At 64.4% G+C, this 24,078-nt stretch carries 20 protein-coding genes; 12 read left to right on the top strand and 8 right to left on the bottom strand.

Going from position 1 to position 24,078, the window contains the following annotated elements; genetic code table 11:
• Positions 1 to 6: 6 nt before the first annotated feature.
• Positions 7 to 894, bottom strand: a complete 888-nt coding sequence (locus ACE1EY_RS06430; protein ID WP_370299737.1) for an EcsC family protein — start codon at positions 892 to 894, stop codon at positions 7 to 9.
• Positions 895 to 997: 103 nt separating this feature from the next.
• Here ACE1EY_RS06430 and ACE1EY_RS06425 point away from each other — a divergent pair, with 103 nt between their 5' ends.
• Positions 998 to 1,762, top strand: coding sequence for an NRDE family protein (locus ACE1EY_RS06425; RefSeq protein ID WP_370299736.1), 765 nt, complete (start codon positions 998 to 1,000; stop codon positions 1,760 to 1,762).
• Positions 1,763 to 1,803: 41 nt separating this feature from the next.
• Here the strand turns inward: ACE1EY_RS06425 and ACE1EY_RS06420 are convergent, their stop codons facing one another.
• On the bottom strand, positions 1,804 to 2,532 hold the full coding sequence (locus ACE1EY_RS06420) for a pteridine reductase (protein ID WP_370299753.1): 729 nt from the start codon (positions 2,530 to 2,532) through the stop codon (positions 1,804 to 1,806).
• A 68-nt stretch (positions 2,533 to 2,600) separates the two neighbouring features.
• Between ACE1EY_RS06420 and ACE1EY_RS06415 the strand changes: the two genes are divergently transcribed.
• A complete protein-coding gene (locus ACE1EY_RS06415) occupies positions 2,601 to 3,395 on the top strand; it encodes an undecaprenyl-diphosphate phosphatase (protein ID WP_370299735.1) in 795 nt (264 codons plus the stop codon).
• A gap of 33 nt (positions 3,396 to 3,428) precedes the next feature.
• Here the strand turns inward: ACE1EY_RS06415 and ACE1EY_RS06410 are convergent, their stop codons facing one another.
• Positions 3,429 to 5,405: a TonB-dependent receptor family protein gene (locus ACE1EY_RS06410; RefSeq protein ID WP_370299734.1), complete on the bottom strand. Its 1,977-nt coding sequence runs from the start codon at positions 5,403 to 5,405 to the stop codon at positions 3,429 to 3,431.
• Positions 5,402 to 7,549 (bottom strand): PQQ-dependent dehydrogenase, methanol/ethanol family, encoded by a 2,148-nt coding sequence (locus ACE1EY_RS06405; RefSeq protein WP_370299733.1) that lies wholly within the window; start codon positions 7,547 to 7,549, stop codon positions 5,402 to 5,404. Before ACE1EY_RS06405 ends, ACE1EY_RS06410 begins: the two co-directional genes overlap by 4 nt.
• 208 nt (positions 7,550 to 7,757) lie before the next feature.
• Between ACE1EY_RS06405 and tkt the strand changes: the two genes are divergently transcribed.
• From tkt to ACE1EY_RS06370, 7 genes are all read left to right on the top strand, one after another.
• Positions 7,758 to 9,761 (top strand): transketolase, encoded by a 2,004-nt coding sequence (gene tkt, locus ACE1EY_RS06400; RefSeq protein WP_291513028.1) that lies wholly within the window; start codon positions 7,758 to 7,760, stop codon positions 9,759 to 9,761.
• 22 nt (positions 9,762 to 9,783) lie between these two features.
• Complete coding sequence (gap, locus tag ACE1EY_RS06395) at positions 9,784 to 10,794, top strand: type I glyceraldehyde-3-phosphate dehydrogenase (RefSeq protein ID WP_291513029.1); 1,011 nt, start codon at positions 9,784 to 9,786, stop codon at positions 10,792 to 10,794.
• Between the two features lie 275 nt (positions 10,795 to 11,069).
• Positions 11,070 to 12,236 carry a phosphoglycerate kinase gene (locus ACE1EY_RS06390; protein WP_291513030.1) on the top strand — a complete coding sequence of 389 codons (1,167 nt, stop codon included), beginning with the start codon at positions 11,070 to 11,072 and terminating at the stop codon, positions 12,234 to 12,236.
• Between the two features lie 45 nt (positions 12,237 to 12,281).
• A complete protein-coding gene (locus ACE1EY_RS06385) occupies positions 12,282 to 14,567 on the top strand; it encodes a penicillin acylase family protein (protein WP_373928057.1) in 2,286 nt (761 codons plus the stop codon).
• Positions 14,564 to 15,412: a MoxR family ATPase gene (locus tag ACE1EY_RS06380; protein ID WP_291513032.1), complete on the top strand. Its 849-nt coding sequence runs from the start codon at positions 14,564 to 14,566 to the stop codon at positions 15,410 to 15,412. Before ACE1EY_RS06385 ends, ACE1EY_RS06380 begins: the two co-directional genes overlap by 4 nt.
• A gap of 54 nt (positions 15,413 to 15,466) precedes the next feature.
• On the top strand, positions 15,467 to 16,204 hold the full coding sequence (locus ACE1EY_RS06375) for a hypothetical protein (protein ID WP_370299731.1): 738 nt from the start codon (positions 15,467 to 15,469) through the stop codon (positions 16,202 to 16,204).
• A gap of 210 nt (positions 16,205 to 16,414) precedes the next feature.
• Positions 16,415 to 16,624 (top strand): cold-shock protein, encoded by a 210-nt coding sequence (locus tag ACE1EY_RS06370; protein ID WP_291513034.1) that lies wholly within the window; start codon positions 16,415 to 16,417, stop codon positions 16,622 to 16,624.
• Positions 16,625 to 16,805: 181 nt separating this feature from the next.
• Here the strand turns inward: ACE1EY_RS06370 and ACE1EY_RS06365 are convergent, their stop codons facing one another.
• Both ACE1EY_RS06365 and ACE1EY_RS06360 read right to left on the bottom strand, forming a co-directional pair.
• Positions 16,806 to 17,399 carry an outer membrane beta-barrel protein gene (locus ACE1EY_RS06365; protein ID WP_370299730.1) on the bottom strand — a complete coding sequence of 198 codons (594 nt, stop codon included), beginning with the start codon at positions 17,397 to 17,399 and terminating at the stop codon, positions 16,806 to 16,808.
• Between the two features lie 272 nt (positions 17,400 to 17,671).
• Positions 17,672 to 18,289, bottom strand: a complete 618-nt coding sequence (locus tag ACE1EY_RS06360; RefSeq protein ID WP_370299729.1) for a cytochrome c — start codon at positions 18,287 to 18,289, stop codon at positions 17,672 to 17,674.
• Between the two features lie 204 nt (positions 18,290 to 18,493).
• Between ACE1EY_RS06360 and ACE1EY_RS06355 the strand changes: the two genes are divergently transcribed.
• Both ACE1EY_RS06355 and ppx read left to right on the top strand, forming a co-directional pair.
• The gene (locus tag ACE1EY_RS06355; protein ID WP_291513037.1) at positions 18,494 to 18,889 is read left to right on the top strand and encodes an MAPEG family protein; all 396 of its coding nucleotides are present in this window, start codon (positions 18,494 to 18,496) and stop codon (positions 18,887 to 18,889) included.
• Positions 18,886 to 20,400, top strand: a complete 1,515-nt coding sequence (gene ppx / locus ACE1EY_RS06350; RefSeq protein WP_370299728.1) for an exopolyphosphatase — start codon at positions 18,886 to 18,888, stop codon at positions 20,398 to 20,400. Before ACE1EY_RS06355 ends, ppx begins: the two co-directional genes overlap by 4 nt.
• A gap of 16 nt (positions 20,401 to 20,416) precedes the next feature.
• On the opposite strand, the gene ppk1 is transcribed toward ppx, so the two are convergent.
• Positions 20,417 to 22,483 (bottom strand): polyphosphate kinase 1, encoded by a 2,067-nt coding sequence (ppk1, locus tag ACE1EY_RS06345; protein ID WP_370299727.1) that lies wholly within the window; start codon positions 22,481 to 22,483, stop codon positions 20,417 to 20,419.
• A gap of 205 nt (positions 22,484 to 22,688) precedes the next feature.
• Between ppk1 and ACE1EY_RS06340 the strand changes: the two genes are divergently transcribed.
• The gene (locus tag ACE1EY_RS06340; protein ID WP_291513040.1) at positions 22,689 to 23,282 is read left to right on the top strand and encodes a hypothetical protein; all 594 of its coding nucleotides are present in this window, start codon (positions 22,689 to 22,691) and stop codon (positions 23,280 to 23,282) included.
• A gap of 23 nt (positions 23,283 to 23,305) precedes the next feature.
• Here the strand turns inward: ACE1EY_RS06340 and ACE1EY_RS06335 are convergent, their stop codons facing one another.
• A complete protein-coding gene (locus ACE1EY_RS06335) occupies positions 23,306 to 24,049 on the bottom strand; it encodes a glycerophosphodiester phosphodiesterase (protein WP_370299726.1) in 744 nt (247 codons plus the stop codon).
• Positions 24,050 to 24,078 lie beyond the last annotated feature (29 nt).

Raw genomic sequence — 24,078 nt, 5'->3', positions numbered from 1 at the left:
GCCTGTTCAGCGTTCCGGATAGCTGTCCGTGGCCGGGTTCGCCAAGGCCTGGGTGCTCGCCTGCGTCAGTGCACGCTGGGGCCCCCAATGGCCGAGCCGCCAGGCCAGAAACGCGAATCGGGTCGTGCGCGCCAGGTCGTAGACCGTCCAGGCGTTCACCGAGCCGCCGACGACCGCCCCGAGCACCGGGATGGCGGCCGCAGACTTGCGCTTCGCCAGATTCCAGCCGAGCTGCCGGCCCAGGTTGGAGATCGAGAACGTCACCGCCTGTTTGGTCAGCTCGCGTTCGGATGCGCGTTCCACGCCTTCGCGCCAGGCCGATTCCAGCAGGCTGGCCATCGGCTCGCCAGGGGCCGTGCGCGACAAGGTTTCCATCGCCGCGCGTTTTTCGTCGGCGGTGTTCGACGAGGCGAGGGCGAACAGGCCGATGGCCAGCATGCGGCCAGCTTCGCCTTCCAGGGGCATGCCATAGGACAGTCCTGTGCGGTGAATGGTGCGCAAGCACAGGGTGATCAGCGCAGGAATATCCACCGCCATCAATGCGGCGCCGCCGAGGCCCGTGGTCGCCCCCAGGGTCGCGGCCGCTGCCATTGATTCGCGCTGCACTCGGCGGCTGAGCGTGTCGCCCGTCGCAAGCGGCGCAGTTCGCAGGCTGTCCACCGAATCCAGTTTCGCCCAACGCAGCAGTGTGGACGTCGAGGTGCTGCGCAGGGCGAGGTCGTTGGCGGAGTTCAGCGCCATCTCGATCAGGCTCACCGGAACCGCGCCGCGGAAGAAATGCGCCACGCGACCACTGGTTTGCCCAAGGCCGCGAATGCCCACGCTGGGCGATTGTCGCTCCCAGTCCTGAACGGCGGCGAGCCGGGTCTCGTCAGTGATGTCGTGGTCGGCCATATCGGCACTTTACCCGTTTCGATCATGGGCGATGAGGGCGCCGCAGTTGACATCCACCCGCCCGGTTCGAATGCTTGCGCGCCGAAACGTTTTGGACGAGGCCATGTGCCTGATCGCTTTCGCCTGGCAACCAGACCAGGCCTGCCCTTTGGTCGTGGCCGCCAACCGGGATGAATTTCATGACCGCCCTGCGGCCGGCATGGCGTGGTGGGATGACGCGCCGGACATTCTCGGCGGGCGGGACCTGCGCGCCGGCGGCACATGGTTGGGCGCGTCGCGCCGAGGACGCTTTGCCGCGCTCACGAACTATCGGGAAATGCAGCAAACCCCGGATGGGGCACCGTCACGCGGTGATTTGGTGGCCGGATTTCTGCGCAGCGACCAGTCGCCGGAGCTTTATGCCGAGCAAGTCGATCTGGATCGATATGCGGGCTTTAGTCTGCTGATGTTCGATGGCCAGAACTTCTGTTTCCTCGCGAACCGGGAGGCGGCCGGCCTGCACCAGATCGAACCCGGCGCGCATGCCCTGTCCAACGGCGCCTTGGATTCGCCCTGGCCCAAGGTGCAACGGGCTCGCGACGCGCTGGATCAGCTTGTTCAGTCCAACGAAGGCGCCACAGCTCTGCTGGACATGATGGGGCAGACCGCGCCCGCGGCGGATGCCGCTCTACCAGACACCGGCGTCGGCATCGAACTGGAACGCTTTCTGTCACCCATGTTCATTCAGGGCGACCAGTACGGCACCCGCGCCAGCACGGCACTGTGCTGGTTCGCCGACGGCCGCGTGGAGATGGCGGAGCGCAGCTTCGGGCCGGGCGGCGTCACACTGGGGGAGTCGCTGGTGGAGTTCACCGTGAGCCGCCCGTAGGTGTGTGCGGCCAGAGCGTTTCCCTGCGTCGCTGAGTCGCCTCAGGCGCGGGATTTTCCGCCGTCCACCGCGATGATCTGCCCCGTGACATAAGCCGCTTCGTCGCTGGCGAGAAAGGCCACGGTATGGGCGATGTCCTGCGGTTGTCCGGTGCGGGCCATCGGCACCGGTGCGGCGGTTTCGCGCTCCCAGGCGTCGAGGTCTCCGACGAAGTCCGGATGCGGAAGAATCGCGCCGGGGGCGACGCCGTTGACGCGCACGTCCGGCGCGAGTTCGACCGCCAGCGAGCGGGTGATGGCGTCCAGTCCCGCCTTCGCAGCGCAATACGCCGAGTAGTTCTTTAGCGGGCGGCGGGCATGGATGTCGATGATATTGACGACGCTGCCTCTGCTGCGGGCCAGATGCGGCCGGGCCGCCTGGATCAGAAACAACGGTGCCTTGAGATTGGTGGCAACCAGGTCATCAAAGGCCGATTCGGCCAGGCTGCCGAGCGGCGTGGGGTAGAACGTGGACGCATTGTTGACCAGCAGGTCCAGGCGTCCCCACCGTGCGGCAGCCTGAGCGACCATGGTCTCCAGCGCGGCCACGTCGGCGACATCGGCTTGCATGGCCAGGGCGGAATCAGCGCGCTGGGCGTTGAACCCGGCGACCTGCTGCTCGGCTTCCTTCGACGAGCGCCCATAGTGGACAATGACCCGATATCCCCTCTTATGCAGCTGCGCGGCGATGGTCGCTCCGAGCCGCTTGGCTGCGCCGGTGATCAGCGCCACCGGCACGTTTTCGACTTTCTGATTCACGGGAGTGAGTTGATGCTTCGACGGATGACAGGCTCTGCAGTATGACGTGGCTGCAGATCATTTTGCTCGCGCTGGTGCAGGGCATCACCGAGTTCCTGCCGATCTCGAGTTCCGCACATCTGATCCTCGTGCCGGTGCTGCTGGGTTGGCAGGACCAGGGCCTGGCCTTCGATGTGGCCGTGCATGTCGGTTCGCTGATCGCCGTGCTCGCTTACTTCCGGCGCGATGTGTGGTCGGTGACCGGAGGCACGTTCAGCTGGGCGCGCGGCGGCGGCATGAACCCGGAGGCACGGCTGGGTCTGCTCGTCGTGCTCGGCACGATCCCGGCCGGTCTGGCCGGGTTGCTGTTCAAGGACTGGATCGAGGTGTACCTGCGCAGCCCGCTGGTCATCGCCGCGACCACCATCGGCTTCGGTTTGCTGCTGTGGTGGGCGGATCGCCAGCGCGGCGAACGTGACACCGGCGACATGCGCTGGATGGACGGGCTATGGATTGGGCTGGCGCAGGCGCTGGCGCTGATACCCGGCACCTCGCGCTCGGGCATCACCATGACTGCCGCACTCCTGCTCGGCATGGGCCGCGAGGCGGCTGCCCGTTTTTCCTTCCTGCTGGCCATCCCGCTGATCCTGCTCGCCGGCGGGTTGAAAACCCTGGACCTGCTGGAGATGGACACCCCGGTGGATTGGGCGGCCCTGCTTGGCGGCACGGTACTCAGCGCCCTGAGTGCCTATGCCTGCATTCACCTGTTTCTCGGCGCCATCAATCGCATGGGCTTCGCCCCGTTCGTGGCCTATCGCCTGGCGCTGGGCGGGCTGCTGCTGGTGCTGTTTCTCTAACCGCCAGTTCGCCCCGATCCAGGCCGGCGGCGCTCAGAACTCGCCGTTGAAGCCGACGAACACATGCCGGCCGGGCGCGGGCTCGAAGTAACGGCCGCCGAAGGCATTGATGCGGACATTGTCGGCGTGGTCGATGTCGCCGAGGTTGTTGATGCCTGCGCGCAGCGTCCAGCGGCCTGATGCGCCGAGCGACACAGAGCCGCCGAGGTCAAACAGGGCATGGCCGGGGACGCGCACCGCGTTGGCATCGTCGGCATAAAGCTCCCCGATAAACCGGCCACGCAGGCTGGTGGTGATCCGGCCTGGGGTCCAGCGCAGCGTCAGAAAGCCTTGCTGGCGGGGGATGCCAGGCTGGCGCTTGCCGGCGAAGTCCGTGCCGTCGCGCTGGTAATCGTCAAAGCTGAAGTCGTTGAGCGTGTAGCCGGCTTGCGTGGACCAGTGGGTGGCCCAGGTCTGGGTCCAGGCCAGTTCCACGCCGTTGCGCGTCGAGCGGCCGCTGTTGCGATAAAACGTGCGGCCGGGCTGGTCGTCTCGCTCGAAGGGCACCAGCTCGTCGCGTAGACGGGTGGTGTAGATGACGGCGCTATAAGAGGCCGCCTCGGTGAGGCCGCTAAGCCCCAGTTCTGCCGATGTGGCCCGCGCCGGATCCAGCTCAGGGTTGAAGCCGCCGCCATCGGGGTTGGCCAGCTCTGTGGCGGTAGGAGATTCGAACGCGCTGGCGATGCGCAGGCTCAGGGTATGGCTGTCACCGAGTTGCCGGGCCAGTTGTGTGGACCAGCTGGCGGCGTCGAAATTTCGATCGCCGCTGTCGTCACCGTCCCCGAGAAACTGATCATCCACGGCGATGCGCAGATGATCCAGCCGCAGGCCGAGGTCCAGCCGCCAGGCAGGGCCCAGTGGACGGTCCGCAGCCAGATAAAGTCCGGCGCCGGTCGCGGTTTCGATCTGATCGAGGGTCTGGGCGCCACGCAGGCCGTCGAGGTTGTCGTAGCGCCGCCGTGCGTCGCGCTGGTGTTGGACATCCATGCCGCTGGTGACGTCCCAGCCCGCCGCGGTCGCCGTCAACGTGCCGCCGAGGCCACCAAAGCGGCGATCGAAGCTCACCTGTCCGCCGGACTCGAAGGGAAGCCGGTTTTCAAACAGGCGCTGTCCGGCAAAACCCTGCAATGACTGGGCAGATTCGCGGGTCGTGCGCAGCCAGCGACCGCTGAAGCGCTGCTGACGGATGCGTTCTCCGGCGTCGAATCGCAGGTTGTTCGCGGCGGCCTGGCCGGGGTCTTGGTCCGCCTGGGCGCGCGTGAGCGCGCCAGGATCTTGGGCGGTCACGTCCAGCACGCTGGCGTTGAATTGCAGGTTGCCGCTGGCGAGTGTGGTCTGGCTGCGGGCATTGAGTCGCTGCACCTGGCTGTTGCCGTGATCGCGAGCACCATCCAGGCGTTGCTCACCCAGAGACAGGCGGGCGGCGGTGTTGTCGCCGAGGCCGCCGCCGGCCGTGCCGCGCCAGCGGCGGAGCCCCAGTTCGCCGATCGTCACCTGGCCACCGATCTCGCGGGCATTGCCCGGCGGCGTGGTCTCGATGGCGATAACGCCTCCGGCCGCATTGCCGAACAGCGCGGCGGCGGGGCCGCGGATGACATCGACCCGTTCGATCGCCTCCAGGTCGAGCACGTCCAGCTCGGTCTGGCCATCCGGCAGGGTCAGCGGGACGCCGTCGACCAGCACCTGAATGCCGCGCACGCCAAAGGCCGCCCGCGCGCCGAAGCCACGAATCGACGGCCGCAGGCCCTGGGCCAGGTTGTACCGGTTCTGCGCGAAGACGCCCGGCACTTGTTGCAGCCAGGCATCCAGGCTCAGGCCATCGGAGGTTGCGGCCGGCGTGCCATCAAGCTGGGTGCTCGACGCCGCCGCTGGCTCGGCTTCGCCGCTGACGATGAGCGGATCAAGTTGCAGGGTTTGAGCGGCGATCGGCGCGCTGCAGCAGATCAGGAGCCAGGCGGGCCATGGCTTCATTGGCTCGGCGTTCCTTGCATCGCGGTCAGGTCATGGGCGCGCTTGATCAGATACTGGTGGACCAAGGTGATTTGCTCCGGTGGCAGCACATGCGCGAATGACGGCATGCCCTGGGGGGCTCGGGCGCCAGCCACGATGGGTGCGAACTGCGCGTGTGTTTCGGGGTTCATGTAACGCAGATCCGGCACCAGGCCGCTGCTGATCGCGGCGCCACCGTGGCAGCCAGCGCAAACGCCGTGGTAGAGCTGGCGTCCTGCTTCCACCTGCTCGGCGCTGGCCGTGAGTTCGGGTGGCGTCGGGGCCGGGACGGGAGTGTTGTTCGGTGGCGGGAGCTGGTCATCGCCGCCGAGTTTGAAGGTGAGCACCCGCGATTCCGACTGGCGCCAGATGATGTCTTCGGCCGGACCGCCGGCGACCAGTGCGAACACGCCGCCCCAGCCAGCCATAAAGGTGACGTATTGCTCGCCGTCGATCGTGTAGGTCATCGGTGCGGCGATCACGCCCGTATTGGCAGGCGATTCCCACAGCAGCTCGCCGGAATCGGCGGCGTAGGCGGTCGTGCGGCCGTCGGCTGTTCCTTGAAACACCAGATTGCCCGCCGTGGACAAGGTGCCGCCGTTCCAGGGCGATGCGTAGTCCACGGTCCACGCGGCCTCTTGCTTTATTGGGTCCCAGGCCAGCAGCTTGCCCGAGAACTGGGCGCCCACGGCCGCCAGTTCGGCGGGATCTTCCGGCACTTTCATCGGTTTGAGGCCGACGTTCCAGAGATTCAATGCATAGGCCGGCACCTTGCCTTCGTCCTCGTACAGGTGGCCGGTGATCTGTGCCGGGATGTAGACCAAGCCGGTCTGCGGGTTGTACGACATTGGCTGCCAGTTGTGCGCGCCGTAGGGGCTGGGCACGACCAGCTTGGGGGTTTCGCTGTAGTCGCCCAGGCCGGTCTTGATCGGCCGGCCGGTTTCCGGGTCCACGCCGCTGGCCCAGTTGATCGGAACAAAGGCTTCCGCGGACAGCAGGTCTCCTGTCTCGCGATCGATGACATAAAAGAAGCCGTTCTTCGGCGCCTGCATCAACACCTTGCGACTGCGGCCATCGATGTCCATGTCGGCCAGCACGATGTGCTGCGTGGCGGTGTAGTCCCAGGTCTCGCCGGGCGTGGTCTGGTAGTGCCAGACATACTCACCCGTGTCAGGTTTCAGCGCGACGATGGACGACAGGTAGAGGTTGTCGCCCTTGCCCTCGGAGCGGTATTTGATGTTCCACGGCGAGCCATTGCCGGTGCCGAGGTAGAGCAGGTCCAGCTCCGGGTCGTAGGCCATGGAGTCCCACACGGTGCCGCCGCCGCCCTGCTTGTAGTACACGTCGCCAAACCAGGTTTTCTGCGCCGCTTCCATCGCCGCATTCTCGGCCGGCTGGTCCGGATCGCCCGGCACGGTGTACCAGCGCCAGAGCATGTCGCCGGTCTCGGCGTCATAGGCTGAAACATAGCCGCGTACGCCCAGCTCTGCGCCGCCATTGCCGATGATGACCTTGCCATCGATGATTCGTGGCGCGCCGGTGACCGTGTAGTTCTTGGTCGTATCGACCGTCTGCGCGGACCAGACTTCTTGTCCCGACTTGGCGTCGATGGCGATCAGGCGGCCATCGTAGGCGCCGAGGTAGAGCTTGCCCTTCCAGGGTGCGACGCCGCGGTTGACCACGCCACAACAGCCGCGTCCCGCGATGGAGCGATCCACGCCGGGGTCGTATTTCCACAGCAGTTCGCCCGACACCGGATTCAGCGCATAGACGATGCTGTAAGCCCCGGTGGTGTACATCACGCCGTCGACGACAATGGGTGTGGCCTCGGTGCCGCGGTCGACGTCCAGCTTGTAATGCCAGGCCAGCCCCAGATTGGCGACATTGTCCGCGGTGATCTTGTTCAGCGGCGAGTAGCGCTGTTCGTCGTAGGTGCGTCCGTGGCTCATCCACTCGCCGGGCGATTCGTTGGCGGCGAGCAGTCGGGCGCTATCCACCCAGGCCGGGGCCTTTTGCGCCGCCGCTGCATCGGGTTCGTCCGGCTGGGACTTCGAGCAGGCGGTGATGGCCAAGCATGCCAGCGCGATGAGTGCGCAGCGCGCCGACAGTCGGGTGCTGTCCAACATGGGGTGTCTCCTTCCGTGAAATATGAATCAGCTTCCGTAGCTGGATGGTCGTTCGAACGACTCTGCTTTTCCGGTCCGAGCATATAACAGACTGGTCGTTTCCTTGCCTAGACCAGGCGTCTCGGCCAGAATATCGCCCCATTTTGCGCAGCAAGGCCGGTCTTTCACCGGCCTTTTTGCTCCGACATCGATTCAGGCCCACGTCTCAATGGTTGACTCCACGTCTCCGCGTCTCCGTGCCAACGCCATCCGCGCCTTGGCCATGGACGCCGTTCAGGCCGCCAACTCAGGACATCCGGGCATGCCGATGGGCATGGCCGATATCGCAGAAGTCCTCTGGCGTGATGTGCTTAAGCACAACCCCAACAACCCGCTCTGGTTCGATCGCGACCGCTTCGTGCTGTCGAACGGCCATGGTTCGATGCTGCTGTATGCAGCGCTGCACCTAAGCGGTTACGACCTGGGCATTGACGATCTCAAGGCCTTCCGTCAGCTGCATTCGCGCACGCCGGGTCATCCGGAGTACGCCGAAACCCCAGGCGTGGAAACGACCACCGGTCCACTGGGCCAGGGCATCGCCAACGGCGTGGGCATGGCGCTGGCCGAGCAATTGCTCGCCGCCGAGTTCAACGTGGGTGGTCACACCGTGGTCGATCATCACAGTTACGTGTTCCTCGGCGATGGCTGCCTGATGGAGGGCATCAGCCACGAGGTCTGTTCGCTGGCCGGGACGCTGGGCCTGGGCAAGCTGATCGCCATCTACGACGACAACAGCATTTCGATTGATGGGTCGGTCGACGGCTGGTTTCGCGATGACACGCCGGGGCGGTTCGAGTCTTACGGCTGGCATGTGATCCGCAATGTTGACGGCCATGACGCCGAGGCCGTGCGCGATGCGCTGGCCGCCGCCAAGGCCGAAACCGGCAAGCCCACGCTGATTTGCTGCAAGACCATCATCGGTTTTGGCGCGACCAACGCCGGTTCAGCCGACACACATGGCGCGGCGCTGGGCGCCGAGGGCGTCATCGCAGCCCGCACGACGCTGGGCTGGGCGGGCGGACCGTTCGAGATTCCTGACGAAATCGTCGCCGCCTGGGATCGTCGCGAGCAGGGTGCGGCCGCCGAAGCGGCCTGGGCCGAGCGGTTTGCGGCGTATCAATCCGAGCACCCGGCGCTGGCCGCAGAGTTCGAGCGACGGATGCTCGGCGAGCTGCCCGCCGATCTGGTGGACAAGCTCGCGCGCCTGGTCGAAGACGTGCAGGCCAGCGGCAAGAAGAACGCGACCCGCAAGGCCTCTCAGGCCGTGCTCAACGCCATCGCGCCCGGCATGCCCGAGTTGCTTGGCGGCTCGGCAGACCTGACCGGCTCCAACGGCACGATCTGGAAGGGCGTGGAGCCGGTCACTCCGGAGACCGTCAAAGGCCAGTACATCTACTACGGTGTGCGCGAGTTTGGCATGACGGCTATTTGCAACGGCTTGCGGCTGCATGGCGGTTTCGTGCCGTTTTCCGGCACCTTCCTGACGTTCTCGGACTACGCCCGCAACGCCGTGCGTCTGGCCGCGTTGATGAATGTGCAGAACATCCTGGTCTACACCCATGACTCGATCGGTCTGGGTGAAGACGGCCCGACGCACCAGCCCGTCGAGCATGTGGGCAGCCTGCGCTTGATGCCGAATCTCGATGTCTGGCGACCCTGCGATGACGTGGAAACGGCCGTCGCCTGGGAGGTCGCATTACTGCGCCAGGACGGTCCCAGCGCATTGGCGTTGACCCGGCAGAACGTCGAGCACCAGCCGAGAACGGCCGAACAACTCGCAGCCGTCCGCCGTGGTGCTTATGTGCTGTGGGAGCCGGCCACCGATCCAACCGCACTGGTGATCGCGACCGGCTCGGAAGTCGAGCTGGCGGTGGAGGCAGCACAGACGCTGACAGCCGAGGGCCTGCCGACGCGGGTGGTATCCATGCCCTGCGAAGAGGCTTTTCTGCGGCAGACGGATGACTACCGCGCCACGGTGCTGCCGGCGGCGATTACCGCACGGGTGGCGATCGAGGCGGGCGCAACTGGCACCTGGTGGCGCTGGGCCGGTTCGGCCGGTGCCGTCATCGGCATCGACACCTTTGGTGTCTCGGCACCTGCCGAAGACGCCTACCAGCATTTTGACCTGACGTCGGACCGCGTGGCGAAGACCCTGCGCGCCCTGGCGAACTAACCGAACGACCAAGGAGAGAAACATGGCAACGAAGATCGCGATCAATGGTTATGGCCGCATCGGCCGCAATGTCCTGCGTGCGCTGTATGAGTCTGGCCGCACCGATGAAATCCAGATTGTCGCCATCAACGACCTGGGCGACGCGAACACCAACGCCCATCTGACCCAGTACGACACGGCCCATGGCAAGTTCCCGGGCACCGTGACGGTCGAAGGCGACTACATGGTCGTCAATGGCGACAAGATCAAGGTGCTGGCCAACCGCAACCCGGCCGAGCTGCCCTGGGGCGAGCTGGGCGTGGATGTCGTGCTGGAATGCACCGGCTTCTTCGCGACCAAGGACAAAGCCATGGCGCATATTGAAGGTGGTGCCAAGCATGTCGTGGTCTCCCAGCCTGCCGGTTCCGATGTGAAGACGATCGTCTACGGCGTGAACCACGAAACGCTGGAAGCCTCGGATCAGATCGTCAGCAACGCCTCCTGCACCACGAACTGCCTGGCGCCTGTCGCCAAGGCGCTGCAGGACACCGTGGGCATCGAGTCGGGTCTGATGACCACGATTCACGCCTTCACCAACGATCAGGTGCTGACGGACGTCTACCACTCGGATTTGCGCCGTGCCCGCTCGGCCACGCAGTCCATGATTCCGACCAAGACCGGTGCCGCCGCCGCCGTGGGCCTGGTCATGCCGGAGCTCAAGGGCAAGCTGGATGGTTTCGCCATCCGTGTGCCGACGATCAACGTGTCCATTGTTGACCTGACCTTCAAGCCGGGTCGTGCGACCTCGGCTGACGAGATCAACCAGATCATGAAGGACGCTGCGACCTCCGGGCCGTTGTCCGCCGTGCTGAACTACAACGACGCACCGCTGGTCTCCATCGACTTCAACCACGATCCGGCGTCCAGCAGCTTCGATGCCGGACTGACCCGTGAAATCGATGGCGGCCTGATCAAGGTCTGCTCGTGGTATGACAACGAGTGGGGCTATAGCAACCGCATGCTCGACACCACATTGGCGTTGGCGAAGGCCTAAGCACGGCATCGGCAGCCGCCCAATCTCGGCGTCGCGAAGACACGCGGAGTGCTCACGGAGCACTCCGCGTCCGGTTCGGTCTTCGTATGCTGACCTTGGATGGCAGCCGGCCGGTTTCACGGCGCTCGTGGGCGCATGACGCGACATCGTTTGATCGCCGTCGAAACCGCAAGTCCTCCGAACTCACTGTAGTTCCACATCACCGGCGTTGGCATGACGAGCTGCCCGCGCCCGCCGCTCGCTGGATGCGGGCGGCCTGCTTCGAGGAGCACCGCATGAAACGCATGACTGACCTGGACCTCGCGAACAAGCGCGTCCTGATTCGGGAAGACCTGAACGTGCCGCTGGACGGCGATCGCATCACCTCCGATGCGAGGCTCAAGGCGGCGCTGCCGACCATACGGGCCGCCCGCGACGCCGGCGCCCGGGTGATGGTGATGTCGCATCTGGGGCGGCCCACCGAGGGTCAGCCGGATGCGAAGTACAGCCTGCAGCCGGTCGCGACGTGGTTGTCGCAGGCCTTGGGCGCACCGGTGCCGCTCATCGCGGACTGGCTGACGATGGATGCACCGAACCCCGGTGATGTCGTGCTGTGCGAGAACGTTCGCTTTCTTGATGGCGAAAAGAAGGACGACGAGACGCTGGCCAAACGTATGGCGGCCCTGTGCGACGTGTACGTGATGGATGCCTTCGGCACGGCACACCGCGCGCAGGCCTCCACCCACGGTGTTGGCAAGTTCGCGCCCGAAGCCTGCGCCGGGCCGCTGCTCGCAGCCGAGATGGATGCGTTGGGCAAGGCGCTGGACCAGCCGGCCCGACCGCTGGTGGCGATTATTGGCGGTTCCAAGGTTTCGACCAAGCTGGGCGTCATCGAGTCGCTGGTCGACCAGGTGGACCAGTTGGTGCTGGGCGGCGGCATCGCCAACACGTTCCTGGCGGCCACCGGCGTGAATGTTGGCGCATCGCTGCACGAGCCCGACCTCATCGATACCGCAAAACGGATCATGGATGCGGTCAAGGCCAAGGGCGGCGACATCCCGCTGCCCACGGATGTGGTCGTTGCCACCGAATTTTCGGCGGATGCAGAGGCCACGGTGAAGCCGGTGGGCGATATCGGTGACAAGGACATGGTGCTGGATGTCGGCCCGGACACCCAGAAGATGCTGGCCGCTTTGCTTGACGGCGCCGGCACCATCGTCTGGAACGGGCCGGCGGGCGTGTTCGAGTTCGATAGCTTTGCCGGTGGCACCGAGTCGATGTCCAAGGCGATTGCCGGTTCCGACGCGTTCTCCATTGCCGGCGGTGGCGACACGCTGGCCGCGATCGACAAGTACGGCATCGCCGATCAGGTGTCGTACATCTCCACGGGCGGCGGGGCATTTCTGGAACTGCTGGAAGGCAAGACATTGCCCGCGATCGCCATGCTGGAATCGCGCGCCTAACCGGTTCCAGGCCGTCACTCATCACGAGCCACGGTGTTAGCCCGGATGCGGCGCTGGCTGCTTCGTATCCTCGGTTTGGTGGCCGTGCTCGCCGCCGCCGTGTTCACCGCGGGCTGGTTGACGCTGCGCGCGAGTCTGCCGGAGGTTGATGGCGAACTCGCCCTGGCTGGGCTGCGATCCTCCGTCACGGTCGAGCGCGACGACCACGGCGTGCCCACGCTGATCGCCACGGATCGGTTGGATCTGGCCCGCGCCACCGGGTTCGTTCACGCGCAGGATCGATTCTTCCAGATGGATTTGCTCCGGCGTGCGGCGGCCGGCGAGTTGGCCGGGCTGGTCGGTCAGATTGCATTGCCGCGCGACCGCCAGATTGCGGTGGAGCAGCTTCGGGATGTGGCTCGCCGCGCGCTCGCCGAATCGCAGCCGGCGATCCGCGCGCTCATTGCCGCCTATGCGGACGGCGTGAACGCGGGTCTCGACGCGCTTGATGCCCGTCCGTTCGAATACTGGCTGCTGCGCAGCGAACCGGTGCCCTGGCAGTCCGAAGACAGCCTGCTGGTTGCGCTGAGCATGTTCCTCGACCTCACCGACCGCACTGCCCGCAAAGAACGCGACGATGCGGTGCTACGCCATGTGCTGGGGGAGCCGGCGGCGCGCTTTCTCGCGCCCGCGGGCGGTTCTTGGGACGCGCCGCTACAGGGCGAGGCCCTGCCGCCGCCTGATATTCCCGCTCCGACCGAGTGGGTGGCACCGGTCGGCGCCTCACAGGTGGCGGTCGTGGTCGAGCCCGGTCCGGTCCTGGGGAGTAACAACTGGGCCGTCGCCGGCCGTTTGACGACCCATGGTGGTGCCATCGTCGCGGACGACATGCATCTCGGTCTGAGCCTGCCCAACATCTGGTATCGCATGCGCCTGCAGCTGCGCGACTCGCTGGATATCACCGGAGTCACCCTGCCGGGGTTGCCCGCCGTGGTTGCCGGCAGCAACGGGCATGTGGCCTGGGGCTTCACCAATAGCTACGGTGATTTCTCCGACATCGTGTTGCTCGACAGCGGCGAGATCGTGGATGCCGAGTTGGAACTGACCGTTCCGAGCGGCGACGGCGAATCGTTCCGGTTCCAAACATCCCGCTATGGGCCCGTGCGGCATGATCCGGTGCTCGGTGATTACGCCGTGCAGTGGACAGCGAGAGAGCCGGGCGGACTCAACCTGCGCCTGCTGCTGCTGGAGCAGGCGAGGACGCTCGAGGAGGCGATGGCCGTAGCGCATGGCGCCGGCATGCCGCCGCAGAATTTCGTCGTCGCGCAGGCCGATGGTCGTGTCGGCTGGACCGTGGCCGGCCGTATACCGGTGCGGCAGGGCTTTGATGGGACACAACCCACCGCTCGCGGAGCTGGTATCGGCTGGGATGGCTGGCTGGCCGCGGATGCGATACCTCGCGTGGTCGATCCGCCCAGCGGGCGACTGTGGACCGCGAACAGCCGAGTGGTTTCGGGTGAGGCGCTACGCCTGCTGGGTGATGGTGGCTATGCCCTGGGCGCGCGTGCCGGTCAGATTCGAGACGGTCTGCATGCCCGTGATCATCTGGACGAGGCGGCCATGCATGCGATTGTGCTGGACGACCGGGCGCTGTTCCTGCAGCGCTGGCGGGATCTGCTCATCAACACCCTGGATACGATGCCGGAGGGCGAAGAAGCCGAGCGGCTGGTGCGCGAGCAGGGACGTCGCGCCTCCGTCGATGACGCAGGCTACCCGCTGGTGCGGGCGTTTCATCGCGAGGTTTCAAGCCGAATCTGGTCTGCGCTAACGGCGGCGGTGCGCGATGAGGCACCGGGTGTGAGCCTGCGGCCATCCCGCCAGTTCGAGCATGCGCTTTGGGAGTTGCTGGAGCAGCGCCCGGCGCATCTGCTCCCGGCGGATGTCGATAGCTGGTCGGAACTGCTGACGAGTTCGGCGCGCCGTATCGTCGATGCCGCTGCCAGTCGTGGCCCCCTGGCGGAGCAGCGCTGGGGTGAGCAAAACAGGGTGCAGATCGGACATCCGCTGGCCGCGGCCCTCCCGGGCTGGCTCCGGCCGTGGTTGCAGGCGCCCGATGCCCCTCAGGCCGGTGATCGCGACATGCCTCGAGTGGCCGGCCCCAGCTTCGGCGCGTCGGAGCGGTTTGCCGTGTCGCCCGGTCGCGAGGCGCAGGGATACTTTACGATGCCGGGGGGACAAAGCGGGCATCCGCTGTCACCCTGGTTTATGAAGGGACACGCGGCCTGGGCGGCAGGTGAACCTGCGCCTTTTCTGCCGGGACCAACCGAACACCATCTGACACTGAAGCCATGACCAATCGATTTGAGGGAACCGAGCGCTACGTCGCGACGGATGATCTGAAGCTGGCGGTGAACGCCGCTGTGGCGCTGGAACGGCCGCTGCTCATCAAGGGTGAGCCCGGCACGGGCAAGACCTTGCTCGCGCAGGAAGTCGCCAAATCGCTGGGGCGGCCGCTATTCGAATGGCACGTCAAGTCGACCACCAAGGCGCAGCAGGGGCTCTATGAATACGATGCCGTCTCGCGGCTGCGCGACTCGCAACTCGGCGAGGCCAAGGTGCAGGACATCGCCAACTACATCCTGCGTGGCGCGTTGTGGGAATGCTTTGACTGCGAAGAGCAGCCGGTGCTGCTCATCGACGAAATCGACAAGGCCGACATCGAATTTCCGAATGACCTGCTCCGCGAACTCGATCGCATGGAGTTCGATGTTTACGAAACACGTGAAACCATTCGTGCGCGGCATCGGCCACTCATCATCATCACCTCCAATAACGAGAAGGAGCTGCCTGACGCATTCTTGCGGCGTTGCTTTTTCCACTACATCCGGTTCCCTGACAAGGACACCATGCAGGCGATCGTCGATGTGCACTTCCCCAAGTTGAAGCCGGAGCTGCTGCGCGCGGCAATGGAGATTTTCTTCGATCTGCGTGACGCGCCCGGCTTGAAGAAAAAGCCGTCCACCTCGGAGCTGATCGACTGGCTAAAACTGTTGCTGGCCGAGGATATCGACGCCACCACCTTGCGCGAGAGCAGTGCAAAGAAAGCGTTGCCTCCGCTGTACGGGGCGCTGATCAAGAACGAACAGGATGTTCACCTGTTCGAGAAGCTGGTCTTCATGTCGCGCCGCGGCGTCTGAGGTCGCTCGGACTTAACTCAAGCGCGATCGCCCGATAACCGGAGGAGCTCAAGGATGAATCGACTCGGTTTTGCAGTACTGGGGGTCGCGTGGTCCCTCGCCCTGTCGGCGCCTGCCGGCGCACAAGCAAAGGAACGCGAGTGGCATGGCGAGTTGGCCTACGGCCAATGGAGCTACGACGCCAGCGGTACCGTTCGGGACACCACCGAACAGCTGAGTTTTTCCGATCTGGGTCGGGTGGACGAGGACGAAGGCTATCTTCGGCTGGGGGTGAGCTTTCCGCACCGCTGGATGCCGGACATCCTGCTTGAGCGCCAAGCGGTCGATGCCGGCGCCACGGCTGAGTCGGGCGGGTTTCTCGTCATACCTGGTTCCAGCGGCGTGGCCTCCGCCGAGTTTGATATCACGGCGCTCTCCGTCACGCTGCCGCTGATTGAAGACGGGGTGCGGCTGGGCCTCGGCGTGCTGGTCGAGAACATCGATGGTCTGGTCAGGCGTCAGGAAGATGGCGAACTGGCGCAGTCCGATCGCTATGACGAGATCTATCCGCTCGCACTGCTCCGGCTGGATGTGGCGCCGTTCGGACCGATCACCCTGCGCGTGGAGACCGCGTATGTGGCCTCGGGCGATGATCGCGCCATTCACCTCCGGGGTTCACTGCTGTGGCCGGTGATTCAACCGCTGGGCTTGGAGCTGGGGTTGCAGTCCAGGCGGTATCGCTTCACCACCAGCAACTACGCGGTGGATGCAGAATTCAAGGGCGGATACATGGGGTTGCTGCTCAAGTTTTAGGTTGTCGCCGATCAAATCTTGTCCCTGGTCGCCTGTCGCCTTCAAACGACAAATTCGTTCAGAGTCAATAAAATCATTGACCGTTCGTCGGATGTCACAGAAACGTGCCTAGTTTTTTCGGGGGCACGCGTAGAATGCAAGTTGTCGGCGAGTTCACGCCGGCCTAGTTTTCGCTGAAATGAGCAGCGTTGTTGTTGAAAGAGAGAAGGAATGTCTGAAGAAATCGAAGGAACCGTCAAGTGGTTTAATGACGAAAAAGGATTCGGATTTGTCGAGCGCGCAGGCGGCAAAGACGTGTTTGTTCATTTCAGCGCGATTAATGGCTCCGGTCGCCGCAGCTTGCAGGAAGGTCAAAAAGTGACCATGCGTGTTGTGCAGGGCCAGAAAGGACCGCAGGCGGAGAATGTGACACCGCTCTGAACTCGGTCTTTTTGAGTTCATGAAAAAGGCGGGGTTATCCCCGCCTTTTTTATGTCTGGAAGAAACTGATCACTCTGCTGCGGCAAGTAATTAACGGACTTGTTGTGCCAGCGATCGTGCAGGGTACAAAAAAGGCGAGGACCAATGTCCCCGCCTTTTTATGTCGCGATGGCAGAGCTGTTTAGAACAGCAGGCTGACCCCGAGCTTGACGTCGGTCAGGTCGAGTTCACTGTCATCATCGTCTTCCAGCGCGCTGACGCGGTAATCGGCGAAAAGTCCGAAGTTCGGCGTGATGTCGAAGGCCGCGCTGACGAGATACTCCAGACCGTCCACGTCGTCCAGCGACAGGTAACCGAGCTGGCCAGTGAAGCGCAGTTGCTCAGAGGCAGCGAGGACCAGGCCACCGTGCAGGCCGAACCCATCTTCGTCCTCGCCGTCGACTTCAACTTGCAGGTATTCACCCTGTCCGTAGAAGCTCAGACCGTTTGCAGACGCGACGGTATGGAAGCCACCGCCGGCTCGTAGCTGATCAATCTCGATATCGAAATCGTCCGTTTCGGCGCTTTGAAACTCTCCGATTAGGAAAGCTTGGTCGGCGACGCGGAAACTGCCGGAGATGCCGAAACCATCGCCATCATCGTCGCCGCTGCCCAGTGGCGTAGTGAGTTCCAAGTCGGATGATAGATAGTACACATCGACATGCTGAAACGGATCTGATGCCTGTCCGGCAAACGGCAGTGCGAGCAGGGCTGATCCCAGCAAAAGCTTGTTCATGTTAACTCCTTTAGTCCCAACCGCGGGCGTGCATTGTTCGCCCCATCCTGGGGCATGCACGTCGTTTCTAAGTGTTACGTCTGGCGCACTGTAGATGTGCGCCGCGACGTATTCATTGCACTTCCATTTCAAAACCGAGACAAAACGACCTGAATGGCGGTGCCTGACTAGGGTATCGGCATGCTCGGCAACGGTGCAACAAAAACGCCCCATAAAGGGGCGTTCGAGTCGATCAGGCTGCGGATGGGGCCAGGGCGGGCTGGCCGATCCTGCTATTCGCCGAAGTTGGGCGTGTACAGAGGTTCGTTCTGAGAGGCGAACCAGGCAGCCAGGTGTTTGATGTCCTGCTTGGACAGGTTGGACGCGAAACCCTTCATGATCGCGTTCTTGCGCTCGCCGGTCTTGTAGGCAGTTAGCGCATGCGCCAGATAGTCCGGATGCTGGCCAGAGATGATCGGGTATTGAGTGATGTCCGATGCACCGGTGGCGCCGTGGCAGGCGGTGCAGGCCTGGGCCAGCTGTTCGCCCTTTTTCGGGTCGCCCGTAGGCACCACATGGGGATCATCGGCCGATTCCGGTGCCTCGGTGACGTAGGCCGCGATGTCCTGGATCTGCTCATCGGTGAGCGAGGCGGCCTGCGCGGTCATCGTCGGATGCGCGCGTTGCCCGTTTTTGTAGGCTGCGAGCGCCGCCACGATGTACTCGGGGTGCTGGCCGCCGAGGCGGGGGACACGGAAGGTCGGATACGCGTTGGTGTAGCCGGCGATGCCGTGGCATCCGGCGCAGGTATGCGCCAGGGCCTGTCCGTTGTCGGTGTTCCCGTCCTGGGCCCAGACTGTAGAGGCAGAGGCCAGCGCGACCACGCAGGCGAGTTTCGCAAGTCGAGTCATCGGAATTTATCGTCGAGGAGGTTCTTGGCAAGCGCTGCCGACGGGCCGCAATGGTCCGCGAAGCGCCCTGTGGAGTCAATGACAAAGGATACCACCGTTCGCGCGACCTTGGCCCTCGGGCGCGGTCGGCCAGCGTCACGGAAATCAACACTGCCTGCGCTATCATCGGTCGCCGCTATTCAGAGCCATTGCAGGAGTACGAGCATGCTTTATGCCGCAACCGCAGTCACGGCGGCGCTGAACGGGCTGCTGATTCTCCTTCTTGCCGGACGGGTGTCGCAGTTACGAATCCGCCACCAGGTTGCATTGGGCGACGGCGGGCATGCGCCCTTGCTACGGGCGATGCGCACGCATGCCAATGCCACCGAGCATGTGCCGATCTTTCTGATCATGCTGGGGCTGCTGGAGCATAACGCGCCCGGCATCGGCGTCTGGCTGCTCGGGCTGGTATTTGTCGGCGGTCGCCTGATCTTTTCCGTCGGCTTGCTCGGTGGTGCGTTTAACCGCAAGCGCCAGATCGGCGCGACCCTGACGTATCTGTGCCAGTTGGTGGCCGCACTGTGGTTGCTGGGATTGTTCGCTGTGCGGGGCGCGGCTTGATTGGAGCCGCCGAGCCCGACGCGGATGTCGCAGCCGTCGATCTGGGTTCCAACAGCTTCCACATGATTGTGGCGCGACCACGCGGACACGAGATCACCGTCGTCGACAAGTTGCGCGAGCCCGTGCGTCTGGGCGCGGGCCTGGGTGCCGACAAGCAACTGTCGCCCGAGGCGCATCAACGCGCCATGGATTGTCTGGAGCAGTTCGGCCAGCGTCTGCGGGCCATCCCGCCGGGCCGTGCCCGCGTGGTGGGCACCAATACGTTGCGCCGCATGCGCAATCCCAAGCAGTTTCTGGCAGCGGCGGAACGCGCGCTGGGCCATCCGGTGGAAGTGATCTCGGGCGTCGAAGAGGCGCGGCTGATTTACGGTGGCGTGGTGCACGGCCTGGGCGCCGACAAGGCCCGCCGTCTGGTCATCGATATCGGCGGCGGCAGCACCGAAGTGATCATCGGCGAGCGGGATTCGCCGCGGCTGCTCGAATCCGTGCGGATGGGCTGTGTGTCCTACACCGATCGATTCTTCTCCGGTGGGGAGATCACGCGGAAACGCTTCATGGCTGCACGCATGGCGGCGCGGCTGGAAGCCGATTACCTCGCCTCGGAATACACCGAATGCGGCTGGGATCTGTGCATCGGTGCGTCGGGGACGGTTCGTGCCATCGCCAAGGTGATTGCCGGTCGCGGTTGGGCGGACGGCGAGATCACACCGGACGGCCTGAGCCGTCTGGGCGATCTGATCGTGGAACTGGGCAGCATCGAGGCGCTGGAGCTTGATGGCTTGCGCGACGACCGCAAACCGATCTTCCCCGGAGGGCTGGCGGTACTGACGGGCCTGTTCGATGCCCTCGCGATCGAACGGATGACGGTCTCCGACCGGGCGCTACGCGAAGGCGTGATCTACGACCTGCTCGGCCGCTTGAGTGACCATGATGTCCGTCACGATACCGTCGCTGGATTGGCGCGGCGCTTCGGAGTGGACGAGTCGCACGCCGACCACGTGCGTGCGACGGCGCTGGCGATTCTGCAAGGCGCTGGTGATGGCTGGTCCGAGCTGGCCGCCGACACGACCTGCCGGCAACTGCTGATCTGGGCGGCCCAACTCCATGAAATCGGTCTGTTCGTCGCGCATGGTTCGTATCACAAACATGGCGAATACCTGGTTCGCAACGGCGACCTGCACGGGTTCTCCCAGCTGGATCAGCGCATGCTCGCTGCCCTCGTGCGGCTGCATCGCGGCAAGTTCCGGCAATCGGTGCTCGACGACGTGCCCGACACCTGGCGCGAACCCCTGAGCCGGCTGGCGATCATCCTCCGTCTGGCGGTGATCCTGCGGCGCGGCCGTTCGGCTGACGCCATTCCGCCGGTCACGATCAAGGCGAGCGGGGATCAGGTGACGGTCGATTTCGACGCCGCCTGGCTGGACGACCATGCGCTCACGCGTGCCGGGCTGGATCGCGAACAGGGTTCGCTCAAGCAGGCCGGATACAAGCTGCGCGTCCGCGAGCGCTAGCGACTTCCGCTGCTTGCTAAGACTCCATCAGCGCTTGTTGCGCCATGAGGGCAGTTTCGCCGGCATCGGCGCGGCGATAGCCGCCCTCGGCCGTCAGCTCCCAAGCCTGGGTATTGTCGTTCAGGTACAGATCCAGATCGGTGAGGATGCGCTTCGCCAGCTTTTTGTCCAAAACCGGGAACGCTGTCTCGACGCGGCGAAACAGGTTGCGCTCCATCCAGTCTGCGCTGGAGCAGTAGAGGTCCGGCTTGCCGTCGTTGGCGAAGTAGTACACCCGCGTATGTTCGAGAAACCGTCCGACGATCGAGCGCACCCGAATGTTCTCGGACAAGCCAGGTACCCCCGGACGCAAGCAGCACATGCCACGGATGATCAGGTCGATCTCGACGCCGGCCGACGACGCGGCGTAGAGCGCGTCGATCACCGAGCGCTCGGTCAGAGAGTTCATCTTGGCGACAATTCGAGCCTTGCGGCCGGCGCGAGCGTGTTCGGCCTCCCGCCCGATGAACCTGATGATGCCGGGGTGTAGCGAGAAGGGTGATTGCAGCAGCTTGTCGAGTTTGAGCACCTTGCCCAAGCTGGTCAGTTGCAGGAATACACGGTGCACGTCCTCGCCGATCGCGGGGTCTGCGGTGAACAGGCCGTAGTCGGTGTACAGCCGGGCGGTACGCGGATGGTAGTTGCCGGTGGACAGGTGGCAGTAGTGAGTCAGGCGTCCATTTTCGCGACGCACGATCAGCACCATTTTCGCGTGTGCCTTGTGGCCGACGACGCCGTAAACCACATGCGCACCGGCGTCCTGCAAGGCCTCGGCCAGGCCGATGTTGTCGGCCTCGTCGAACCGCGCGCGCAGTTCCACAACCACGGTGACTTCCTTGCCGGCATGCGCGGCCTTGATCAGGGCGTCCACGACCGCTGAATCCGTGCCGGTGCGGTAAAGCGTTTGCTTGATCGCCAGCACATCCGGGTCCTTGGCCGCGGCCCGCAGAAGCTCAACAACGGGCGCGAAGGAATCGAACGGGTGGTGCAGCAGAATGTCCTTGCGGCTGATGGTGTCGAAGATCCTGTCCTGCCCCAGGGTGCTCGAGAGCCTCGATGTGAACGGCGGGTACTTGAGATCGGGGCGGTCGACGAGGTCGCCCAGCGCCATCAGCCGGTTGAGGTTAACCGGGCCGTCGACACGGAACAGGTCTTCTTCTGCCAGTCCTAGCTTGTCGAGCAGGTATTGCCACACACCATCCGGACAGTTGTGCGCGACTTCCAGGCGAACCTCGTCGCCATACTGGCGCTGGGGCAACTCGCCTTCGAGCGCGAGCAGCAGGTCGTCGACTTCCTCCTCGTCCACGAACAGTTCCGAGTTGCGGGTGACGCGGAACTGGTAGCAGCCCGATACCGTCATGCCCGGAAACAGCTCGTCGACGTACGCGTGGATCACCGATGACAGAAAGACGAAATCATTCGGGCCGGTGCCCGGCACTTCGCGCGGAATCTGGATTAGCCGCGGCAGCGAGCGAGGGGCCCCGACCACGGCGAATCGCGCCGTGCGGCCGAAGGCGTCCTTGCCGTCCAGCGACACCACGAAGTTCAGGCTCTTGTTGATGATCCGGGGGAACGGATGCGCAGGATCAAGCCCGATCGGTGAGAGCACCGGCAACAGTCCGTTGTGAAAATAACCGCGCAGCCAATCGTCCTGCTCGGGGTTGGAGACCCAATCCACGCGCCGCACGAAGCGGATGTTTTCCTCCTCCAGTGCTGGAATTAGCACCGAATTGAGCGTGCCGTACTGGTCGGCGACCAACGCATGCGCCCGCTCGCTGATCTGCGACAGCAGGGTCGCGGGCAGGATGTTGTCCGGCCCGGTCTGCACGGCGCCGACCTCGGCCATCTGTTTGAGCCCGGCGACACGAACCTCGTAGAACTCGTCGAGATTGGAGCAGGAAATACAGAGAAACTTCATCCGCTCGATCAACGGGACGCGGTCGTCCTTGGCCTGTTCCAGCACGCGCTGATTGAACTCCAGCAGCGAAAGCCACCGATTGATGTAGTGATCGGGTGTGTAGGTATCCGTTGCGGTGTCGTTCATGACAGCGGGTTTGGCTCCAGGTCCGAGAGGCGCGAGGATGGCGAGCGGTCGTCAACCACGGTGACTCGCCGCGATCGCGCCGACTATGGCGCGCATGGTGTCAAAAGACTGCGAGCTGTGTATGACATGGCGATTAAAAGGCGGCAGTGTCACCGCCTTGTCAAATCCGCTTGGCAAGGTCGGGCGCTTAGAACAGGAGGGATACATGACACAGACACGTTTGGCGTATTCGTTGGCCGCCATGTCCACATTGGCGGTCGCAGGTTGCGCGCTGCCGCAAACCTACCAGGGGATGGACGCCACATCGGTTGCCGCCGCACCTACGGTGCCGGCCATGGATGTTTCGGACTACTTCGAAGCTCACCACGAGGGGCGCATATACGTGTTCGACGATTTCGCCACCTACAAGGCGTTTCTGGACTACGGCCATACGGCGTACCGGCTGGTCCGTATCGGCGAAGGTCCGCAGGGTGAAACCATCGTCTTCGGCCTGACCGACGCCGACAAGGCCAAGCGGGAGGGGATTGCCTCCGTGGCCCTTTACGACGGCGCCGTGAATGCCAGTTCGAACTTCTATGGCGAGGTGCTCTACGAGGGTCGCTTTTACGTCTTCGATCGCTGGGCAGACCTACGGGCGTTCAAATCAAGCTGGGATGCCCCATATCGATTCACCGAGATCGGTGCCGGGCCGGGCAACCGCACGATCGTGTACGTGCTGAACGATGACAATAAGAAAGAGCGGCCCGACGCGCTGATCAACCGCTTCAAGAAGCGTCACCGCATGCCGGTGACCCCTTAGGGGGGCATCGCGGCGTTCGGCTTTCAGGCCACGCGATCCAGAACCAGCACGCGCTCGGGGTAGTCGGTGAAGATGCCGTCCACCCCGAGGGCGCGCACGCGCGCGATCTCGACCGGATCGTTCACGGTGTAGACATGCACCGCCAGGCCTCTCGCGCGTGCGTCGCGAATCATGTTCGGTGCCAGGAACTCGTGGGACAGATGAACCGAAACCGCGCCTAGCGCCTCGGCGCTGGCGGCATAGTCCAGCGGCACCCCGGCGTACAGCGCGCCGATGGGGATGCGTGGTTCCAGGGCGCGCAGTTGCCGCAGTTCCTGCAGGTCGAAGCTCGACACGAGGAACGCGCTCCAATCCCAGCCGAGCAGCTGCACGGCGTGGCGGATCTCGCGGACGACGATGGCCGCCGAGCCGGCGGCCTTCAATTCCAGGTTCAGTCCGGCCCGGCGATCAATCATGTCGATGGCATCCAGCACGCTGGGTACTTTCTGGCCTCGGCCGGCATCCAACTCCGCTAGATAGTCGGGCGGCACGTCGGCGACAAAACCGCGGCCATTGGTCGTGCGGTCTAGCGTGAGATCGTGCATCAGCACCGGATTGCCGGCGTTGAGGTGTACGTCGACCTCGATCCAGTCTGCGCCCAGGCGAATGCCGGTCTCGATGCCGAGCAGGGTGTTTTCAGGGGCGTGGCCGCGTGCTCCGCGGTGGCCGAACACCAGAGGGCCATCGCCAGTCCGTGTGCATTGGCTTGGGGGAGGATTGCTGTACATGTCGGTCGCCTCCCGGCGGCGGTTCCGCC

The organism is Abyssibacter sp. (assembly GCF_964229365.1).
Taxonomy (GTDB): domain Bacteria; phylum Pseudomonadota; class Gammaproteobacteria; order Nevskiales; family OUC007; genus Abyssibacter.
This window is presented reverse-complemented; position numbering and strand designations above follow the sequence as displayed.